General features: G+C 70.0%; 17 protein-coding genes and 2 pseudogenes. 8 read left to right on the top strand and 11 right to left on the bottom strand.

Translation table 11 applies throughout. The features are described 5' to 3' along the window. Positions 1-996, bottom strand: a complete 996-nt coding sequence (locus PV419_RS11425; protein WP_319687852.1) for a phosphotransferase family protein — start codon at positions 994-996, stop codon at positions 1-3. Positions 997-1236: 240 nt separating this feature from the next. Between PV419_RS11425 and PV419_RS11420 the strand changes: the two genes are divergently transcribed. Together PV419_RS11420 and PV419_RS11415 are read left to right on the top strand one after the other, a co-directional pair. Continuing rightward, positions 1237-1416, top strand: a complete 180-nt coding sequence (locus tag PV419_RS11420) for a hypothetical protein (protein WP_415925285.1) — start codon at positions 1237-1239, stop codon at positions 1414-1416. Between the two features lie 341 nt (positions 1417-1757). After that, a complete protein-coding gene (locus PV419_RS11415; RefSeq protein ID WP_319687851.1) occupies positions 1758-3941 on the top strand; it encodes a SpoIIE family protein phosphatase in 2184 nt (727 codons plus the stop codon). A 44-nt stretch (positions 3942-3985) separates the two neighbouring features. On the opposite strand, the gene PV419_RS11410 is transcribed toward PV419_RS11415, so the two are convergent. Next, on the bottom strand, positions 3986-5251 hold the full coding sequence (locus tag PV419_RS11410) for an MFS transporter (protein ID WP_319687850.1): 1266 nt from the start codon (positions 5249-5251) through the stop codon (positions 3986-3988). Positions 5252-5355: 104 nt separating this feature from the next. Here PV419_RS11410 and PV419_RS11405 point away from each other — a divergent pair, with 104 nt between their 5' ends. Further along, entirely contained in the window at positions 5356-5862 is a 507-nt protein-coding gene (locus tag PV419_RS11405; RefSeq protein ID WP_319687849.1) for a MarR family transcriptional regulator, read from the top strand. Between the two features lie 70 nt (positions 5863-5932). On the opposite strand, the gene PV419_RS11400 is transcribed toward PV419_RS11405, so the two are convergent. The 3 genes from PV419_RS11400 to PV419_RS11390 all read right to left on the bottom strand — a co-directional run bounded on the left by PV419_RS11400 (position 5933) and on the right by PV419_RS11390 (position 7519). After that, positions 5933-6373 carry a YybH family protein gene (locus PV419_RS11400; protein WP_319687848.1) on the bottom strand — a complete coding sequence of 147 codons (441 nt, stop codon included), beginning with the start codon at positions 6371-6373 and terminating at the stop codon, positions 5933-5935. A 45-nt stretch (positions 6374-6418) separates the two neighbouring features. After that, complete coding sequence (locus tag PV419_RS11395; protein ID WP_319687847.1) at positions 6419-6859, bottom strand: YybH family protein; 441 nt, start codon at positions 6857-6859, stop codon at positions 6419-6421. Positions 6860-6931: 72 nt separating this feature from the next. Further along, positions 6932-7519: an NAD(P)H-dependent oxidoreductase gene (locus PV419_RS11390; protein ID WP_319687846.1), complete on the bottom strand. Its 588-nt coding sequence runs from the start codon at positions 7517-7519 to the stop codon at positions 6932-6934. A 230-nt stretch (positions 7520-7749) separates the two neighbouring features. On the opposite strand from PV419_RS11390, the gene sigJ reads away from it, so the two are divergent. From sigJ to PV419_RS11375, 3 genes are all read left to right on the top strand, one after another. Further along, positions 7750-8688, top strand: a complete 939-nt coding sequence (gene sigJ, locus PV419_RS11385; protein WP_319687845.1) for an RNA polymerase sigma factor SigJ — start codon at positions 7750-7752, stop codon at positions 8686-8688. Positions 8689-8987: 299 nt separating this feature from the next. Beyond that, a complete protein-coding gene (locus PV419_RS11380; protein WP_319687844.1) occupies positions 8988-9932 on the top strand; it encodes a beta-ketoacyl-ACP synthase III in 945 nt (314 codons plus the stop codon). A 42-nt stretch (positions 9933-9974) separates the two neighbouring features. Next, positions 9975-10706, top strand: a complete 732-nt coding sequence (locus tag PV419_RS11375; protein WP_319687843.1) for a sulfite exporter TauE/SafE family protein — start codon at positions 9975-9977, stop codon at positions 10704-10706. 95 nt (positions 10707-10801) lie between these two features. Here PV419_RS11375 and PV419_RS11370 read toward each other — a convergent pair whose 3' ends face one another. From PV419_RS11370 to PV419_RS11350, 5 genes and pseudogenes are all read right to left on the bottom strand, one after another. Beyond that, complete coding sequence (locus tag PV419_RS11370) at positions 10802-11095, bottom strand: hypothetical protein (protein WP_319687842.1); 294 nt, start codon at positions 11093-11095, stop codon at positions 10802-10804. Then, positions 11092-11253, bottom strand: a complete 162-nt coding sequence (locus tag PV419_RS11365) for a hypothetical protein (protein ID WP_319687841.1) — start codon at positions 11251-11253, stop codon at positions 11092-11094. Before PV419_RS11365 ends, PV419_RS11370 begins: the two co-directional genes overlap by 4 nt. A 19-nt stretch (positions 11254-11272) precedes the next feature. Continuing rightward, on the bottom strand, positions 11273-11731 hold the full coding sequence (locus PV419_RS11360; RefSeq protein WP_319687840.1) for a type II toxin-antitoxin system VapC family toxin: 459 nt from the start codon (positions 11729-11731) through the stop codon (positions 11273-11275). Then, positions 11721-11990: a type II toxin-antitoxin system prevent-host-death family antitoxin gene (locus PV419_RS11355; protein WP_319687839.1), complete on the bottom strand. Its 270-nt coding sequence runs from the start codon at positions 11988-11990 to the stop codon at positions 11721-11723. Before PV419_RS11355 ends, PV419_RS11360 begins: the two co-directional genes overlap by 11 nt. A gap of 104 nt (positions 11991-12094) precedes the next feature. Further along, a pseudogene (locus PV419_RS11350) lies at positions 12095-12358 on the bottom strand (TetR/AcrR family transcriptional regulator); the annotation flags it as partial. Here PV419_RS11350 and PV419_RS11345 point away from each other — a divergent pair. Continuing rightward, a pseudogene (locus PV419_RS11345) lies at positions 12359-13404 on the top strand (FAD-dependent oxidoreductase). A 106-nt stretch (positions 13405-13510) separates the two neighbouring features. Next, positions 13511-13981: a pyridoxamine 5'-phosphate oxidase family protein gene (locus tag PV419_RS11340; protein WP_319687838.1), complete on the top strand. Its 471-nt coding sequence runs from the start codon at positions 13511-13513 to the stop codon at positions 13979-13981. Here the strand turns inward: PV419_RS11340 and PV419_RS11335 are convergent. Next, a complete protein-coding gene (locus tag PV419_RS11335; RefSeq protein ID WP_319687837.1) occupies positions 13976-17554 on the bottom strand; it encodes a hypothetical protein in 3579 nt (1192 codons plus the stop codon). The two genes, PV419_RS11340 and PV419_RS11335, sit on opposite strands and share 6 nt — an antisense overlap. Positions 17555-17702: the final 148 nt, after the last annotated feature.

Here is a 17702-nt window from a genome sequence, read left to right as displayed (position 1 = left end):
TCAAACGGCCGAGACCAGCGCCAGCGCCTCGTTCAAGTGATGTGCGGCGATTCCTCGCATGAACGCCCGGTCGGGGAAGTCCCCCTCGAGCAGCCGGAGCGGGCCCGCCGTCAGTGACAGCCGCTGGGCGAGCGTGTAGAGCGCGAACCGGTCTTCGTCGAGGCCGTCCACCGCCAACCGCCGGTAGTGGCCTTCGGGATGGCGGAGTCGCAGGAACACGTGCTCCCACTCGACGTCGAAGTACATCAGGTCCTCGATGTCGATCAGAACGGGGTTGCCGTCCCGGTCCACCAGCACGTGATCCAGCCCCAGCTCACCATGGACGACCGAGTACTCGGCACGCGGCCGTACCGCTGCGGCGAGCTCTCGCAGCCGCTCCTCCAGCCGGTCGCGGGCATCCGCGATCCGCTGGTCACGCGCGGCCGCCTCGGCGAGGCAGCGCAGCGCGAAGTCGAACACGGCACCCTCGCACGACGTCCCCCGCGACGTCCTGCCCCCGTCGATCAGGGCCACCTTGCCGAACGATGGCGCCTGGTGACCCCGCATCGCCACCAAGGCATCGGCAAGGCGCGCCATCGTCGGCTCTGCGGCGCGCGGGTCGCGGTTGAGCAGGTCAAGCAGGTTCTCGCCGGGGAAGTCCTCCACGATCGCGAGGTCGGCCGGGTAGTGGGTGCGATCGCGGTCGACCAGGTGGACCTCGGGAACCCGCAGGCCCAGCGAGCCCAGCCGCGCACGGGCGGCCTCGAACAGGTCGAGCCCGACACCGGGCGAGAACGGATCGGTGAGGTCGCCGTCGCCCTCGGCCGTCGGCCAGTAGTTCTCCGACTCGTCCCACAGATACGCGACCGCCGTCGTGGCATCGTCCATCGTCAGCCGGTACACGCCCTTCCTGCTGCCCCCGGCAAGCCGCTCAACCGCCTCCAACCGCCGCCCGCCCCCCAGCGCGGCCCGCGCCACCCCTGCCAACTCGTCTCGCGTCACTGTCCGGGGTGCCATGTCCACCACTCGCCTTTCCAAAGGGACAACTGGGGAACCCTAAGCGAGACACCGCTCAACGCCGAACGATTTGTCGCGCCGCACCCCCCTACCGCCTAGGGTCGAGGCATGCTTTGACGCCTGCCCGCCGGCCGGGCACCCCCGCCACCTCCTTCGTACGTCCCATCCCGATTCTGCGGACCCCACGAAGGAGACCTTTCCCATCGACCCCCATCGACGTCCCCGACGCCTTCGCACCGCGTGGCCGTGCGGGTCCTGGCCGAGTTGATGGCGCGGCTGACCTCGGTGGCCGCTCCTGAGGGGCTGCGGGGGCTGGCCGGTGTCGCGGCGGCCATGCTCGACGAGACGCCGCAGGCGGTGCCGGCGCTGTGTGACCCTGGTGAGCAGCGGCTGGTGCGCAGTTGCGCGTCCGCTGTGTAGGCCGGGGCCGTGCGGTCCAGCGCCCTGTACGACGAGCAGGGCGGCGGGTGGGCAGGTGGAGCGACTGGTACAGCCGCCGGCAAGGGGGTAGTACTCGTCGCGCGCGTTGCGCGCCTCGATGACCCTCCACCTCCCTCGGGCTTCCCTTCATAGGCCCTGCACCCAAGCGGGATCATGTGATTTATGAACTTAAATGGGGACAATGGAGGGAGAAGGCAAAGTCAGGTGATGGGTCAGGTGTGATCATTATGAAACATCGCGTATCGGATCGAATGCTGCCACCAGGCAATGGTCCGCCCGGTGCGGGGGCAGTCGGTGATGAGCTGTCGATCAGCCAAGCGGTGCCGCCTGCCGACAGAACACCGGACGTCGTCGAGCGGGATGAGCTGCTGACCTTGGTGGCCCGGCGACCGCTGGCCGATCTGGGGGCGTCGGCGGTCAATGTGTACCTGCACGACGCCGACAGCCGCATGCTGAGCGCTGCGGTGGTGGCGGTGACGCCTCTCGGTATTGGGTCGGTGGAGCGTGTGCCGGAGGACGAGTATGTCTACGCGTCGGCGACCGCGTTCAGCACGGGAAAGATCACGACCGCCCATTCCCTCCAGGAGTTGGGGAGCCACCCCGAGCTTGCGGTCTTCGCGCCCTTCCCGTTCACCGTCACCTCGGTGCCGCTGATCTCCGAGACGCGCCGCTTCGGTGCGGTGGCCGCGTACTGGCCGCAAATGTTCCGGGTGCTGACCGACGACGACCGCCGCTACCTGCACGATCTCGGCGCCGAGACGGTTCGGAAGCTGGAGCGGCTCGTGGATCGGGGCGTTTCGATGGAGCCGCCGCGGGTGCCGCTGGTGGTCACCGCACCCGGAGAGGCGGCTAACGACGCCCACTTCGACGAGAGGTCCTGGGCCACCACGCCGCTGATCTACCACGTGCACAAACTGGCGAACGCGCTGATCGGTGCGGAACGCACCTCCGAGGCGGCGAATCTGGCGCTGGAGCGGATCACGAACGGATTCAACGCGCCCGCCATGGCGCTCAGCCTGATCGACGGCGACCGGCTGCGGGTGATCGGTGCCTCCGGCTGCTCCCGTTCCTTCCTCCGCCGCCTCCATGGCCGACCGCTGGGCGTTTCCTCGCCGGAGACCGACGCGATGTCGCAGAAGCGGCAGATCGTGCAGGGCCCGCCCGAGGAAGGCGGCCCGGAGCCTGGTGTGCCCGAGCGCGACAACCTCGTCTGGGCGGTGCTGCCCCTGCTGGCCGGCGGCCACGCCATCGGAAGCTGCTCGATCGGATTCCGGCCTGATCAGGCGAGCATCCTCTCCGAGCACTCGATTCTCATCGCGCTGGCGACCTTGCTCGGCCAGACATTCGAGCGAACCTGGCACCGCGACGCCCAGCACGCCCTCGCCCAACGTCTCCAGCAGACCCTTCTGCCCCGCATGCTGCCCCATCAGGCCGGCGTGATCACCACCACGCGCTACGTGCCCACCAGTAGCGGGATCGAGCTCGGCGGCGACTGGTACGACGTGATCAACCTGCCCGACGGTGGCATCGGAGCCGTCATCGGTGATGTCCAGGGCCACAACATCGCTGCGGCCATCACCATGGGCCAGCTGCGTAGTGCGGTACGCGCCTACGCGGCCGAAGGGCACGACCCGAGCACCGTGCTGAGCCGGACCAACCGCCTGCTGCTCGAGCTGGAAACCGACCGGTTCGCCACCTGCTGCTGCGTGTGGCTCGATCCGAGCACCGGCACCGCCGAGATCGTCACCGCCGGCCACCACCCGCCGCTGATCCGCAGCCCTGACGGCGGGTACCGCGCCCAGGAGGTGGACCCCGGCATCCCCATGGGCATCGAAGCGGACGCCCGCTACCAGGCCACGACGGTCACCCTGGCCCCGGGAACGTTGATCATGCTCTACACCGGAGACCTTGCCGAGCCCGTCGGCCAGCCCACCGGCAGGTTCATCGACACGCTCGAGGCCGCGCTCGCCGACTCCGGAGGGGAATTGGAGACCCTCGGTGACCGGTTGATCGGCGGCATCGCCAGCCGACCCGCCCGCGCCGACGACGCCGCACTGCTGCTCGTACGGTACGAAGGCCCCTCGGCGGGCTCCCACCTGCATGTCCGCAGCCTCGCGATCCACCGCCGTGACCTGCAAGGCGTCCGGCGTGCCCGGCGATTCCTCCGCGAATGGCTGCACAGCGTCGAGCTGACCCCGATGTCGGAGGAGGCCGAGCTCCTCGCCTCCGAGGTGGTCACCAACGCCCTGATCCACGGCGACAGCGACGTCGACATGCACGTACGTCGCTACCCCGAGCGGATCCGCGTCGAGGTCCGCGACAGTGACCCGCACCCCGCGCTGCCCGTCTCGCTCGGCCTCGCCGAAGACGAAGCGGAAGGCGGACGGGGCCTGGTCATCGTCTCCGCCATGGCCTCCGCTTGGGGCAACTCTCCCAGCGGACGCGGCAAGACGGTCTGGTTCGAGCTACCCACACCCGGCGGCAACGGCAACCGCGACTACTAGGCCGTTCCTGTCGCCCCCGGCGGCATTGTGCCCGGAGCCGGCGCTCAGCCCAGCACCAGCAGCGTCGCCAGCGCCGGGCCCAGCGCCCCGCCCAGCTGATAGCCGAGGGTGAACAGGCCGATGGCGGTGGGACGTTGGGCCGCCGGTACGGCGGAGGCGGCGTCCATGGACTGGGTGGCGTTGGCGCCCGTCGCGCAGAACACCGCCGCGCCCGCCGCCGCGAGCAGCGCGGGCGCGCTGTGGGCCCACGCCGCCGTCGCCGCGGCCAGCACCCCGACCGTGAGCAGCACCGCCCGCACCCGCGTCCGCCCGAGCCGTGCCGAGACCGCCGCGAAGCCGAGGGCGAGGGCCGAACCGGTCAGCAGGGCCACCAGCTGGCCGGTGGCCACCGCCCCCGTCGACCAGCCGGCCCGCCCGGCGATCAGCCGTGGCACGGCGAACAGCAGCACGAAGTACGACGTGGAGAGCGTGAGCGCGAGCAGCGTTCCGATGCGGAAGACGGGGGTGCGCAGCACCGCCGACGGGACGAACCCCTCCGGGCGGCGGCGGATGTGCAGGGCGAGCAGCACGGTTGCGCCCACCGCCGCGCCGACGGCCGGCAGTGGATAGGAGGGCAGCAGGATGACACCGGTGGCCAGGGCGCTGAGCAGCAGCGCGCCCCGGGTGTCGAAGCGGCCCTCGGCGGGCGGGGCCTGGGTGACATGGCGCCCGACGGCAGGTACGGCGAGCAGCGCCACCACCGACACCGCCAGGGCGGCCCGCCAGGACACCGCCTCGGTGATGCGCTCGCCGAGCAGGGGACCGGCCGCGCCCAGCATGCCGAACCCGGCGCTGATCACACCCATCCGCCGGGCGTTGCCCGCCAGGCTCATCGCCACCGCGATCAGCCCCGCGCCGCCCGCGGCCTGCGCGGCGCGCCCGAGGAGGGTCAGCGGCAGCCACGGCGACGCGACCAGCACAACGCTGCCGCCGAGCACGAGACCGGCCCCGACCCGTAGCGCCATCCGCGCCCCGCGCCGCCGCAGCAGCGTCGCCAGCAGCGGCATCGCCACGGTCATCGCCCACGCGAACGCGGTGACCAGCCAGGCGGCGGTCGCCGTGCCGACGCCCAGCGAACGGCTCATGTCGTCGAGGATCAGTACGGGGGCGTTGGCCCCGGCGGCGACCGGCGTGGCCAGCAGCGCCAGCCAGAGTACGGGGATCGGACGGGCTCGGCCGTCGCTTGTGCCGGTGTCGGTGCCGGTGCCGCGGGGGCCCGGCCTTGCGGTGATGGACAACGGTTCCCCCGCCTCGCTTATCTCAAGGTTCATTCTCTCAACGTTGAGATAAAAACAGCCGGGCTTGTGCGGCGTCAAGTGTCTTAACATTGAGAAGGTCTACGCTGAGGAAAACAGGGACGCCGAGGGGAGTGCCGATGAGCGACGTCATTGACCTCATCGCTGAGCAGTGGGCGCAGGAGCGCCCCGAGTTGGCGGACGATCTCTGGACGGTCCAAGTGCTCGGTCGCGTGCAGCGGATGCAGCGCGTCATCGACAAGTCGCTCAAGGCGTTCTGTGCCGAACACGGCATCGAGATGGGCGAGTTCGACGTCCTCACCACGCTCCGCCGCTCGGGCCCGCCCTACGCCCTGACCGCGGGCGCCTTCCTCAAAGCCGCCATGGTGACCTCCGGGGCCATCACCAATCGCATCGACCGCATGGAGGCCAAGGGGCTGGTCGAGCGGGTCCGCGAGGGTCGCGACCGGCGCACCGTCCTCATCCATCTGACCGAGCGCGGCCGGGAGCTCATCGACGCCGTGATGGCCGCGCATCTGCGCAACTACGCCAAGATCCTCGGAGCCCTCGACCGCGACGAGTGCGAGCAGGTCGCCGCGGGCCTGCGCAAGGTTCTGGAGGCCCACGGCGACACGTCGATCACCTGAGAGGGCGCATGGGGGTGATTGAGGACGCAAGGCACCCTCGATCACCCCCGGAAGCCTTCCCGGCGCAGGATCAGGCAGGGTGGTCCTTGTCCGACGCGAACCAGGCCTGAAGGTTCGTCGGGTTGATCGGGATCGAGATGTGCTCGTGCGTGATCAGCCACTTGCCGTTCACATGCCGGAGGCAAACGGTCTCCCGCACCCATATCGACGACTGGAGCCCGCCCTTGCGCTTCCCTGAGTCCAGGTGGAGCATATTGGCGAACGCGACGTCCCCATGTGTCGCGATGGCCAGGTCGTGCGTTTCCAGGCCGATGGGGCCGTGGTAACCGTCGAACCATCGCACGAAGTTGCGGCGCACTTCTTCGATTCCCGTGAACCGGAGCGGGGGAACGACATCGTAATAGACGATGTCGGAAGCGTAGAAGGACATGAGCCGATCGATGTCCTTCGACTGCATGGCGTCGATGCGACTCTCCAAGGACGCCTTGACTTCGGAACTGTTGACCGTCATCGTATCTTTCCTTCGAGAATTCTGACCGCGACCAGCTGCGACCCCTCAGGGCTCGAGGTTGGTCACTCCCTTACCGCTCGCTATGTCGAACGGCACAGAAACCTGGTCGTGCGCGATCAACCAATCGCCGTCGACCTTCCGGAAGCAGAAAGTGCCCCGGACCCACATACCGCTTGTCGCTGCCCCGTTCTTCAGCGTTCCGCTGAGCCGGCCGAAGAAGTGCCCGAAAGCCAGGTCACCGCCCGCGGTGACGGTCAGGTCACGAACCTCATAACGCACATCCTGGAAGAACGTGAACGCCCTCGCCCAGTTCTCCGACTTCGCCTCCACCCCTACATGCTGCAGCGGCGGCTCGACGTCGAAGGACACGATATCCTTGGCGTAGAGCCGCTTCAGGCCCTCCAGATCCTTGGTTCGAATCCCTTCCACAACTTTTTCGACCTGCTGCCTGATCTTGGCCTCGTCGACCTCGCGTTGCGTGGACATCACGCCCCGTCCCTTCCCATTGGTGTGGAATCTCGGTTTCTCACTGGTACGACGACACAGCAGCCCGGAATGTCAGGCCCGAGGCTGGCGTTCTGACGTCGCGCGCAGCGGCGCGAGGGCGGTACTCCAGGCGACGAGCTGGTCCAGCAGCGCGTCCAGCGCGGTGGTGCTGTGGTCGCCCGGCTTGAAAGTCGTGTAATTCTCGAACTCGGTCAGCAGTGACAATGCGACCTGCGGGGCCACATCGGCCATCTGCAGCGCCCCACAGATCAGCCGCAGCTGCTCGACCGCGCGGGTGCCGCCCAGACCGCCGTAGGAGACGAACCCGACCGCCTTGTTGTTCCACTCCGCGCACAGGTAGTCGATGGCGTTCTTGAGCACCCCTGGAATGGAGTGGTTGTACTCCGGAGTGATCATGACGAACCCGTCGAACGAGGCGATGGCGTCCGCCCAGGCCCTGGTGCGTCCGTGCTGGTACCGGCCCCCTGACATCGCCGCCGGCGTCGGCTCGTCCAGGTGCGGCAACGGGTGGTCGAGCAGGTCGATCACCTGGAACCCGGCGTCCGTGCGGCGCGCTGCCCGCTCATGGACCCACTGCGCGACCTGTTCGCCCCTGCGGCCGGGGCGGGTGCTGCCGAGTATGATCCCGATCTTGGTCATTGTTCTCCTGTCCTGGTGCTGGTGCTGGTGACACTGCGGTGCTCGCTGCCCGCGGGGAACCGGGGGAGCCGGGCTCAAAGGGGGCGATCCGCGCATCGAAGGTGAGCGCCTTCAAGCAGTACGACGACGCGACCCGTCGGAATGTCAGGGCGGCGCGGCAGCCTGACATTCCGGTGCGCTGTCTCGTCGGACTGATGACGGCACAACCGACCCAGGGAGCCTGCGGAACCATGAGCGACCACGCGGAGTCAGAACACGACCGGTCCGACGCGGACCTGGGCGCGATCACCAGCGAGCGGCGCCAGCTGATCAATCTCGCCTACCGGCTGCTGGGCTCCCTGGCCGAGGCCGAGGACGCCGTCCAGGAGACCTACGCCCGCTGGTACGCCATGTCCCGGCAACAGCGGGACGCCATCGCCTCGCCCGGCGCCTGGCTGACGAGGGTCGCCACCCGCGTCTGCCTGGACCTCCTCGGTTCGGCACGGGTCCGACGCGAGGCCTACGTGGGCGAATGGATCCCCGAGCCGCTGCCCGACCGAACCGAGTGGATCAGTGGGCGAGCGGGCGCCGCCATGGCCGACCCGGCCGACCGCGTCACCATGGACGAGTCGGTCAGCATGGCCTTCCTCGTCGCGCTCGAATCGATGACCCCGGCCCAGCGCGTCGCGCTCATCCTGCACGATGTCTTCCGCTACTCCTTCGCCGAGATCGCCGAGATCACCGGCCGCACCCCGGCGGCATGCCGGGAGCTGGCCTCCTCGGCCCGCCGCCGCATCCGCACCTCCCGACCGCCCACGGCCCCGGCAGCCCACCAGGCCGACCTGGTCAGAAACTTCAAACAGGCATGGGAAGCCCAGGACATCGGCACCCTCATCGGCCTCCTGGACTCCGGCGCCACCCTCACCGCGGACGGCGGCGGCCTGGTCAGCGCCGCGCTCCGCCCGGTGGAAGGCAGCGAGCGGATCGCGCACTACCTCGTGGACATCGCCGGCAGAACACCCGGCGGCCTGACGGTCCTGGAGCGTACGGTCAACGGCCAGCCCGGCCTGATGGCCCAGCTGGAGGGCGTCACGGTGGCGGTGTACGCGTTCGACGTCGCAGACGGCCGGATCACGCACATCTGGGCTGTCCGCAACCCCGACAAACTCCGCCCCTGGACGGCAGGCTGACCCGCACTGCCTGCCCCGCGACGGCCGACGTCTGCACTTGTGCGCTCGGCGTTGCGTTTGTGGTGGATATGAGACAGCGACACGCCGTGACATCGGCGTGTCGCTGTCTCATATCCACCACAAAGTCAGCGGCAGGCCGACCAGCTCGTACGCGATCTACCCGGCTGCGCGCCCTGCGCGGGCTCCCACACCAGCCGGATGCGCTCCTGTGTTCCGCGGGCTTCGGCGACCGAGTTGCTATATTGCCCGGCAGCGAAGCGTAGACAGTGTCTACTGCCGTCGAGTCGAGGAGAACAGCCGTGTCCGGAAGCCGCATAGCCGCCCTGGGGCACTACCAGCCCTCGCGCGTGCTGACCAATGACGAGCTGTCGACGAAGGTCGACACCAACGACGAATGGATCCGCCGCCGCACCGGCATCGCCACGCGCCGCATCGCCGCGCCCGACGAGTCCGTCACCGACATGGCCACCGCCGCCGCGGGCAAGGCGCTCGCCGGGGCCGGGCTGCAGCCGGCCGACATCGGCCTGATCACCGTGGCCACCTGCACCGCGATCGACCGCTGCCCGTCGATCGCCGCCCAGGTCGCGGCCCGCCTCGACATCCCGTCCGCCGTGGCCTTCGACCTGAACAACGGCTGCGCGGGCTTCTGCACCGCCCTCGCCTGCGCCGACCACTCGGTACGCGCGGGCGCCGCCCGCCACGCCCTGGTCATCGGCGCCGAGAAGATGTCCGACGTGACGGACTGGAGCGACCGCAGTACGTGCGTGTTGCTCGGCGACGGCGCGGGCGCCGCCGTGATCAGCGCCGCCGAGGGGGCCGGTATCGGCCCCGTCACCTGGGGCTCCGACCCCACCCGCGGCGACGCCGTACGCCTGGTCGACGACTGGCACCCGTACTTCGCCCAGGAGGGCCAGACCGTCTTCCGCTGGGCCACCACCGAACTCCCCGCCATCGCCCGCGAAGCCTGCCACCGCGCCGGCCTGACCCTCGCCGACCTCGCCGGCGTGGTCACCCACCAGGCCAACCTCCGCATCATCGAGGCCGTGGTACGCCAACTCGGCCTCCCCGAGGAGGCGGTGATCGCCCAGGACGTCGTCGAGTCCGGCAACACCTCGGCCGCGTCCGTCCCGCTCGCCCTGTCCAAGCTGACGGCCCGCGGCGACCTCCCCTCGGGCGCCCCGGTCCTGCTGCTCGCGTTCGGCGGCGGCCTGTCGTGGGCCGGCCAGGTGGTCGCCTGCCCCTGAGGACCATGGTCCTGAGGAACGTGGCATGAGAAGCTTTCGGCCATGAACGTTGGGGCGGCGGAACTGCTACTCGGCGGCGTCGTCCTGGTGGGCGCCTCCGTGCAGTGGCTGACGGGGATGGGGTTCGCGCTCGTCGCCGTGCCCGCCCTGGTCCTGCTGGTCGGCCCGGCCCAGGGCGTCGCCCTCGCCAACTGCGCGGCAGGTGTCATCTGCGCGGTGGGGCTCGCCGGGGGCGGCTGGCGGCTGGTCCGGCTGAGGGCGATGGTCCCCTTGGTCGCCGCGTCCGCGTGCACCGTCCCGGCCGGTACGTGGGTGGCCGCCCACCTGCCCGAACCCGTCCTCCTCGCCGTCATGGGCGGCTTGGTCACCGTGGCCGTCCTGCTCGTCATGGGCGGCACGCGGGTGCCCGCCCTGAGCGGCGTCAAGGGAGCGCTGACCGCGGGAGCCGCCGGGGGCTTCATGAACTCATCGGCCGGGGTCGGCGGTCCGCCCGTGTCCCTGTACGCGATGAACGCGGGCTGGACCGTCCGCGAGTTCGTGCCGAACGCGCAGTTCTACGGGATCCTGGTGAACGCGTTTTCCATCGCCGCCAACGGGGTTCCCCGACTGAGTACGGCCGTATGGGCGTTGGCGGTGGTCGGCATGGCGGCGGGCGCGGTCGTCGGCAAGGCGCTCGCCGAGCGCGTCCCGGAGCGGGGAGCCCGGCTGCTCGTCCTCCTGCTCGCGTTGGCGGGCGGGCTGTCCACGCTGGTCAAGGGCGTCTGGGCGCTGTGACCCCGGGACGGTGATCTTCTTCAACGTACGTCCGCGCACTCCGCGGCGGCCGGGGCCGCGTAGCACTCCCGCTGGTGCTGCTCCTCCTGCGCGCTCTAGCCCATGGCGTTCGTCACCGCCATGACGATGAGGGTGATGACCACGACCACCGCCTGGCCATAAGCCGCCGCCCCCGCGCCGCGCACACCGGCGAAGACCCCCGCCGCGGCGGCGACAACGGCCACCACACCCATCTTCACGATGTACGGGTCGACGTCTTCTGGGACGTAGTTCGGATCCCAGGAGAAGTACTCCTCGCCCCAGGCCCCAACGAAGAGCACCGCGACCAGGACCAGTTGCACCGCGACCACGGCGCAGGTGGCACAGCCCCGCCCCGGCGGTTCCGTCACCGGCCCGCCTCGTCCCGGAACGGCCCGGCCGCGGCCATGACGGCCTGCCACGGGGTCGCGTCGAAGATCAGCGGGACATCTCCGCGGGAGCGGGCATCGTGGTACGTCCTGACGGTGCGCAGGGTCGATATGCCGGCGGTCATGGTGCCGATGGTCATGGCGTCTCCGGTCGCTCTGTTATCGGTCGTGGAGTACCCGCGGCCGGGTGACGGGGACGACGGTGAGGAGATCGTCCAGCCCTTTGAAGTCGTCGGGGTTGGTGGTGAAGAGCGGGAGACCCTCGGCGATGGCGATGGCGGCGATCATCAGGTCGGCGACCCGACGCCGCGGTTTTCGGCCGGCGCTGATCACGGCCGCGCAGACCCTCCCGTAAATGCGGGCTGCTTCCGCGTCGAAGGGGATGGGGTCGAACTCGTTTTCGGCGCGCTGGAGGACATCCGTCCGCCGGGCGCGCTCGGCGTGCTCGTCGTAGTCGTCCTGCTCCTCGTTCCGGCGGACTTCGTGCGGCCCCGCGGACAGCTCGGCCAAGGTGATGGCGCTGATCGCGACCTCGGCGGGAAGCTCGTCAGCGTCCACCCACCTGCGCAGGATCATCACGTTGGTGTCGAGGAGTCCTTGCTGGTACTCAGCGGGCATAAGGGTCGTCCGGCTCCTGCTCGGCGGTGGCGTCCTGGTCGGCGCGGAACGCCTCCAGAGAGATGTCGGGGGCTGTACGAGACATCGCCGCGAACTCGCCGCGCGGGACGAACCGCCTGCGCCGCCGCAGCGGGATCAGCTCGCCAATGCGGTGCCCGTCCCGGGTGACCGTGAAGGCTTGCCCGTCTTGGACCGCGTCCATGATCTCTTTGGACTTGGTGCGCAGGTCGCGCTGGGTGATCTCGGGTTGTGCGGTCATGATGTCCACGGTAGCGAGTAGTGCTATCCCGTGCTACCTGATGGCACATTTCCTCCGTCGGTAGGGAAGCCTGAACCGGCGCGGGCCCGGCGAAGTCGCGGTTCGGTCAGTCCGGGTTCTCCGGGTGCTCCGGGCACACCGCCCGCAGCAGCCCGCGTACGAACGCGGGCCGTGGTCTCGCGGTACTGCTCCAGGCAGCGCTCGGCCACCCCGCGCAGCAAGGCGTCCCTGGTCGGGAAGTAGTTCTTGGCGGTGCCTGGCGGCACCTCCGCGGCCGTGTCGACAGCGCGATGCGTCAGGCCGCGTCCGCCCGCGTCGGCCAGGTGGTAGTTGCTGGGTGGTGGGCCGGACAAACCGGGGAGAGTCACATGACGGCAACAGCGGTTGTCGTGGGGGCGGGGGTCGGTGGCCTGGCGACGGCGATCGGGCTGCGCCGCGCGGGCTGGACGGTGTCGATCCTGGAGCGGCGTACGGAGCTGGAGCGGTACGGCACGGCCTTCGGCATCCACCCCACCGCGCAGACCACGCTCGACCGCCTGGGCGTGGGCGAGGCGCTCCGCAGCCGGGCGGTTCCCTACCGAGGTGCCCGGATCCGCACCCCCGAGGGAAGGTGCCGGCGAGCCTTCCGCTGGAGCGGATCGAGCGGAAGCACGGTCGCCCCGAACTGCTCGTCTCCCGCCCCTGTCTGATCGACGCCCTGCTGGGCGAGCTGGACGCCTTCGGGGATGTGCCGTTGAAGTACGGCGAGAACGCCAGTGATGTGGCGGCCCTGCTGGCCGGGCACGACCTGGTCGTCGGCGCCGACGGAATCCACAGCGCCGTACGGACGTCCTGCTTCGGCGACCGCAGCGGCCCGCGGCGGATCGGAACCGTCGCCTGGATCGGCATCGCCGACTTCGAGAGCGGCGTCCACGGCGAGACCTGGGGCAAGGGCCGGTTCTTCGGCATGACCCCGGTCGAGCCGGGCCGCACCAACTGGTACGCCACCGTCCCGGAAGCCACCACCGCCGAGGAACTGCGCGGGCACTTCGAGGGCTGGCACGACCCTGTCCCGCGCATCCTCGCCGAGACCGCCCCGTCCACCTGGATCCGCTACGAGATGCGTCATCTGTTCCCCGCCCTGCCGACCTTCGTCCGCGACGGGAAGGTCGCGCTGGTCGGCGACGCGGCGCACGCCATGACACCCAACCTGGGCCAGGGCGCCTGCACGGCGATCCTCGACGCGGAGGCCCTGACCCGGGCCGTCGCCGAGCACGGTCCGGCGACCGGCCTGCCCTCCGCCCTGCGCGCCTACGACGCGGAACGCCGCCGCAGCGCCCAGCGGGTCGCCTTCGCCTCCCGGAACCTGCACCGCTTCATGGCCACCGGGCACACCCGCCTGCGCGACCTGCTGGTCCGTTTGACGCCTGGTTGAGGCTTGGCCGGCGCTCGGTGCGCTCACGGAATGAGGCGGACTCCGGCTGTGGCCTAGGACCATGGCCCGAGGTGTTCGGGCCCCGTGGTCAGTACCGTCGCGAGACATGAACATCGCCAAGAAACCGCGCAGCGCCGAACAACGGCGTCGTGACGTACTCGAAAGACTGCGGACAGAGGAGGACATCTGGGTCGCGTCCGCCGACGCGGACGGACTGCCGTACCTGGTGCCGCTGTGGTTCCTCTGGGACGGCGCGGCGCTGTGGATGGCGACCAGGCTCACCAACCCCACCGGGCGCAACCTGCGGGAAACGGGCCGGGCTCGCCTTGCGCTGGGCGATACGCGGGATGTCGTCCTGATCGACGGAACGGTGGAGACCTTCACCGCTGACGAGGTGCCGCCCGCCGCGGCGGACGCGTTCGTGCGGAGATGGGGCTGGGACCCGCGGAAGGATCACGCCTCCTACGCGTTTTTCAAGGTGCTGCCGTGGGCGATACAGACCATGCACGGCGAGCATGAGATCAAGGGCAGGTATGTGATGCGCGACGGAGAGTGGACCGACGGCTGCGGCTCATGACCGGCACGCGGGGCTGGTGGGTTGGTCCGCGAGGTAGAGCGACTGTTCGCTTCGGGTGAAGGACCGCTGGACCGCTTGGCAGACTCTCTTGATGGAGGCGGCTGGGTCAGGGAGAGCGGCGTTCCACAGATGGATCGTCTCGTCGGCGCTGCCGCTGGCGAGGGTGCGGCCGTCGGGGCTGTACGCCAGGGATTCCACGGAGTCGGTGTGTCCGGTGAGGATGGTGTGTGGTTTGCCGGTTGCCACGTCCCACAGTCGGATGGTCCCCTCGAAGCCGCCGCTGGCCAGGGTGCGGCCGTCGGGGCTGTACGCCAGGGAAACCACGTAGTCGGTGTGTCCGGTGAGGATGGCGCGTGGTTTGCCGGTTGCCACATCCCACAGTCGGATGGTCCCCTCGAAGCCGCCGCTGGCCAGGGTGCGGCCGTCGGGGCTGTATGCCACCGCCTCCACGCTTTCGGCGTCTCCGGTCAGAGTGGCGCGTGGCCTGCCGGTTTCCACGTTCCACAGCCGGACCTTCCCGCCGTCCTCACCGCTGGCCAGCGTACGACCGTCCGGGCTGAAGGCGATCGACATCACCCCCTTGGCGTCTGCGGTCAGGGTGGCCCGTTGTTTGCCGGTCGCCACGTTCCACAGCCGGACCTTTCCGTCCCATCCTCCGCTGGCGAGGATGCGGCCGTCGGGGCTGAACACCAGCGTCCCCACGATTTCGGTGTGTCCGGTCAGCGTGGTGTGTTGTTTGCCGGTCGCCGTGTTCCACAGCTGGATCTTTCTGTCCCTCCCTCCGCTGGCCAGGGTTCGGCCGTCGGGGCTGAACGCGACCGACTCCACAACGTCGGTGTCTCCGGTCATGATGGCGCGTGGCCTGCCGGTTGCCATGTTCCATAGCCGGAGCTTCCCGCCGTCCTCACCGCTGGCCAGCGTACGACCGTCCGGGCTGAACGCCACCGAGGCCACGGCCTCGTGGCGTCCGGTCAAGGTGGTGCGCGGCCTGTCCTTCGTGACGTCCCACAGCCGGACTGTCTTGTCGTCGCTGGCGCTTGCCAAGGTGTGGCCGTCCGGGCTGAACGCCACCGATTCCACGATGCCGGTGTGTCCGGTCAGGGTGGCGCGTGGCCCGCCGGTCGCCACGTCCCACAATCGGACCTTCCCACCGCTCCCACCGCTCCCACCGCTGGCCAGGGTGCGGCCGTCGGGACTGAACGCCAGCGTCCCCACGGCGTCGGCGTTTTCGGACAGGGTGGTGCGCCGTTTGCCCGTCGCCACGTCCCACAGCCATACCGTCAGGTCGTCGCCGGCGCTGGCCAGGGTGCGGCCGTCCGGGCTGAACGCCACCACGACCACGGGGGCGTCATGCGCGGTCAGGACGGTCCGTACCCTGCCCGTTGTCACGTCCCACAGTCGCACTTTCCTGTCGAAGCCGCCGCTTGCCAGGGTGTGGCCGTCCGGGCTGAACGCCACCGATTGGGGGCCTTCGTCGTGTCCGGACAGGGTGGCGCGTCGTTTGCCGGTCGCCACGTTCCACAGCCGGATCTTTCCGTCCCATCCTCCGCTGGCGAGGGTGCGGCCGTCGGGGCTGAAAACGACCGACTCGACGACGTCGGCGTCTCCGGTCATGGTGGCGCGTGGCCTGCCCGTCGCCGCGTCCCACAGCCGGATCTTCCCGCCTTCCTCACCGCTGGCCAGGGTGCGGCCGTCCGGGCTGAACGCCACCGTCAACACAGCCCGGCTGTGCCCGGTCAGGGTGGTGCGTGGCTTGCCGGTCGCCGCGTCCCACAACCGGACCTTCCCATCCTCCCCAGCGCTGGCGAGGGTGCGGCCGTCTGGACTGAACGCCACCGATCCCACGAAGCCGGTGTGTCCGGTCAGACGGCGCTTGAGAGGAAGAGCCGCAGCGGTGAAAAGGCTGGCGGTGGCTTCCTTCGTGGGACTGGTCCGGTACGCCTGGACGGCCAGGAGCGAGGCCAGGTCGGGATCGGAGTCCATGAGCCCGGCCGACTGGGCGGCCAGCTGCCGCGACAGTGCGATGTGTTGGGCGGTGAGCGCCTGGCGCCGTTGCTGCTCGCTGGTCCGGTATTGCTGCCAGGCGATCAGTCCAGCGGTGAGAGCGAGGACGAGCAGGATCGAGACGGAGGTGGCGAACTGGCGCAGGCGTCGGGTGGTACGGGCGGCTGCCTGCTCTTCGTGGTGGCGGGCGGTGGAGCTGCTGGTGAGGAAGTCACATTCCAGAGGAGTGAGGTCGGCGTCAGCTGTGGGGAAGGCTTCCTCGGCGGCGGCGAGCCGGGTGCCTCGGTACAGCGCGCCGGAGTCGCGGCCGAGGTTGTGCCAGGTGTGGGCGGCGTCGGTGAGCTGACGGTGGCGGCGTAGGCGGTCGCGGTCCTCGTTGATCCACTTCTGCAGCCGGGGCCAGGCGGCGATGAGGGCTTCGTGGGCGAGGTGCACGGTTGGGCCGTCGAGGGTGACCAGCCGTGTTTTCGCCAGGCGCTCCAGTACGGCGGCGGTGGCGGGGGAGGTGTCGGTTTCCAGCTCTTCCCGGGGTGCGGGCCGTCGGGTGTCCTGTGCGCCTTCTCCTGGGGTGATCAGGCGTAGCAGGATCCGCCGGGCGCAGGAAGCTTGGTCAGGGGACAGGTCGGTGTAGAGGTCTTCGGCGCTCTGGGCGATGGCGCCGTGGACGCCGCCGGCGGCTTCGTACGCGGTGAGGGTGAGGGCGCGGCCTTTGCGGCGGTGCCAGGTTTCCAGGAGGGCGTGGGACATCAGGGGCAGGGCGCCGGGTTCGCCGTCGACTTCGTCGATGATGCGGGCGGTCAGGGTGCGTTCGACGATGAGACCTGCCGCTTGGGCGGGTTTGACGATGGCCTCGCGGAGTTCGTCGCGGTTCATGGGCGGGACCAGGAGCGTGGCCTCGCGCAGGGCGTCGGCGAGGGGGCGGTGGCCGGCGAGGTGGCCGAAGAAGTCGGCCCGTACGGCGATCAGCACCCGCAGCCGACCGTCGGGCGCGGCGGCGGTCAGGAGGCGGTCAATGAACGCGGTGCGTTCTTCCGGGTCGGTGCAGAGGGTGTAGAGCTCCTCCGTCTGGTCCACGACCAGCCACGTGTCCCCCTCCCCACCCTCTTTCGGTACCAGCCGCCGCTCGTGGTCGCTCAGCGGATGAGCCCCTGGGGTGATGACCCGCAGGGCCGCCGGACGTAAGCCAGGGTTCTCGGTGGTGCGCAGGCGAGGGATGAACCCGGCGCGCAGCAGGGAGGACTTTCCGCTGCCGGAGGCGCCGACCACCGCCGTGATCCGGTGGTGGCCGGCCAGGCGCAGCAGGTCGTCGATGAGCTGGTCGCGGCCGAAGTAAAAGGCCGCGTCGCCGGGTTCGAAGCGGGCCAGGCCCCGGTACGGAGGCTCGGCGTCCTCGTCGGCACGCGGCTCGGCGGCTTCTTCTTCGGCTGCCTGCCGCCAGCGCTCTTCCCACTCCTCAGTGTCGCCGCCGCAGGCCTGCACATAAGCCAGCACCACCGGGAGGGTCGGCAGCCGTTCCCCGGCGGCGGCCTGCGACAGCGTGCTCGCACCGTGGTCGGTACGCGAGGCCATGGCCCGGTACGTAGGGCTGCCGGCCTCCGCCCGCAGCTTCCGTAACTCAAACGCCAACCGCTGCGCCGGACCCGCACTCGGGTCCAGCGGACTCTCAGGACGCCCCGCCATCGGTCACTCCTCCCCCTCCGCCTCCCCCCGGACGCGG

This window comes from Streptomyces sp. ME19-01-6, assembly GCF_033793745.1.
GTDB lineage: Bacteria > Actinomycetota > Actinomycetes > Streptomycetales > Streptomycetaceae > Streptomyces.
Note: the sequence above shows the minus strand (reverse complement) of the source record. Positions and strands in the feature narration are given on the sequence as shown.

Excerpts from the sequence above, each read along its gene's own strand:
- PV419_RS11425 (WP_319687852.1), bottom strand. The coding sequence starts at position 996 with ATGGCACCCCGGACAGTGACGCGAGACGAGTTGGCAGGGGTGGCGCGG.
- PV419_RS11410 (WP_319687850.1), bottom strand. The coding sequence starts at position 5,251 with ATGAACCTTGAGATAAGCGAGGCGGGGGAACCGTTGTCCATCACCGCA.
- PV419_RS11405 (WP_319687849.1), top strand. The coding sequence starts at position 5,356 with ATGAGCGACGTCATTGACCTCATCGCTGAGCAGTGGGCGCAGGAGCGC.
- PV419_RS11400 (WP_319687848.1), bottom strand. The coding sequence starts at position 6,373 with ATGACGGTCAACAGTTCCGAAGTCAAGGCGTCCTTGGAGAGTCGCATC.
- PV419_RS11395 (WP_319687847.1), bottom strand. The coding sequence starts at position 6,859 with ATGTCCACGCAACGCGAGGTCGACGAGGCCAAGATCAGGCAGCAGGTC.
- PV419_RS11390 (WP_319687846.1), bottom strand. The coding sequence starts at position 7,519 with ATGACCAAGATCGGGATCATACTCGGCAGCACCCGCCCCGGCCGCAGG.
- sigJ (WP_319687845.1), top strand. The coding sequence starts at position 7,750 with ATGAGCGACCACGCGGAGTCAGAACACGACCGGTCCGACGCGGACCTG.
- PV419_RS11375 (WP_319687843.1), top strand. The coding sequence starts at position 9,975 with ATGAACGTTGGGGCGGCGGAACTGCTACTCGGCGGCGTCGTCCTGGTG.
- PV419_RS11365 (WP_319687841.1), bottom strand. The coding sequence starts at position 11,253 with ATGACCATCGGCACCATGACCGCCGGCATATCGACCCTGCGCACCGTC.
- PV419_RS11360 (WP_319687840.1), bottom strand. The coding sequence starts at position 11,731 with ATGCCCGCTGAGTACCAGCAAGGACTCCTCGACACCAACGTGATGATC.
- PV419_RS11355 (WP_319687839.1), bottom strand. The coding sequence starts at position 11,990 with ATGACCGCACAACCCGAGATCACCCAGCGCGACCTGCGCACCAAGTCC.
- PV419_RS11340 (WP_319687838.1), top strand. The coding sequence starts at position 13,511 with ATGAACATCGCCAAGAAACCGCGCAGCGCCGAACAACGGCGTCGTGAC.
- PV419_RS11335 (WP_319687837.1), bottom strand. The coding sequence starts at position 17,554 with ATGGCCTCGCGTACCGACCACGGTGCGAGCACGCTGTCGCAGGCCGCC.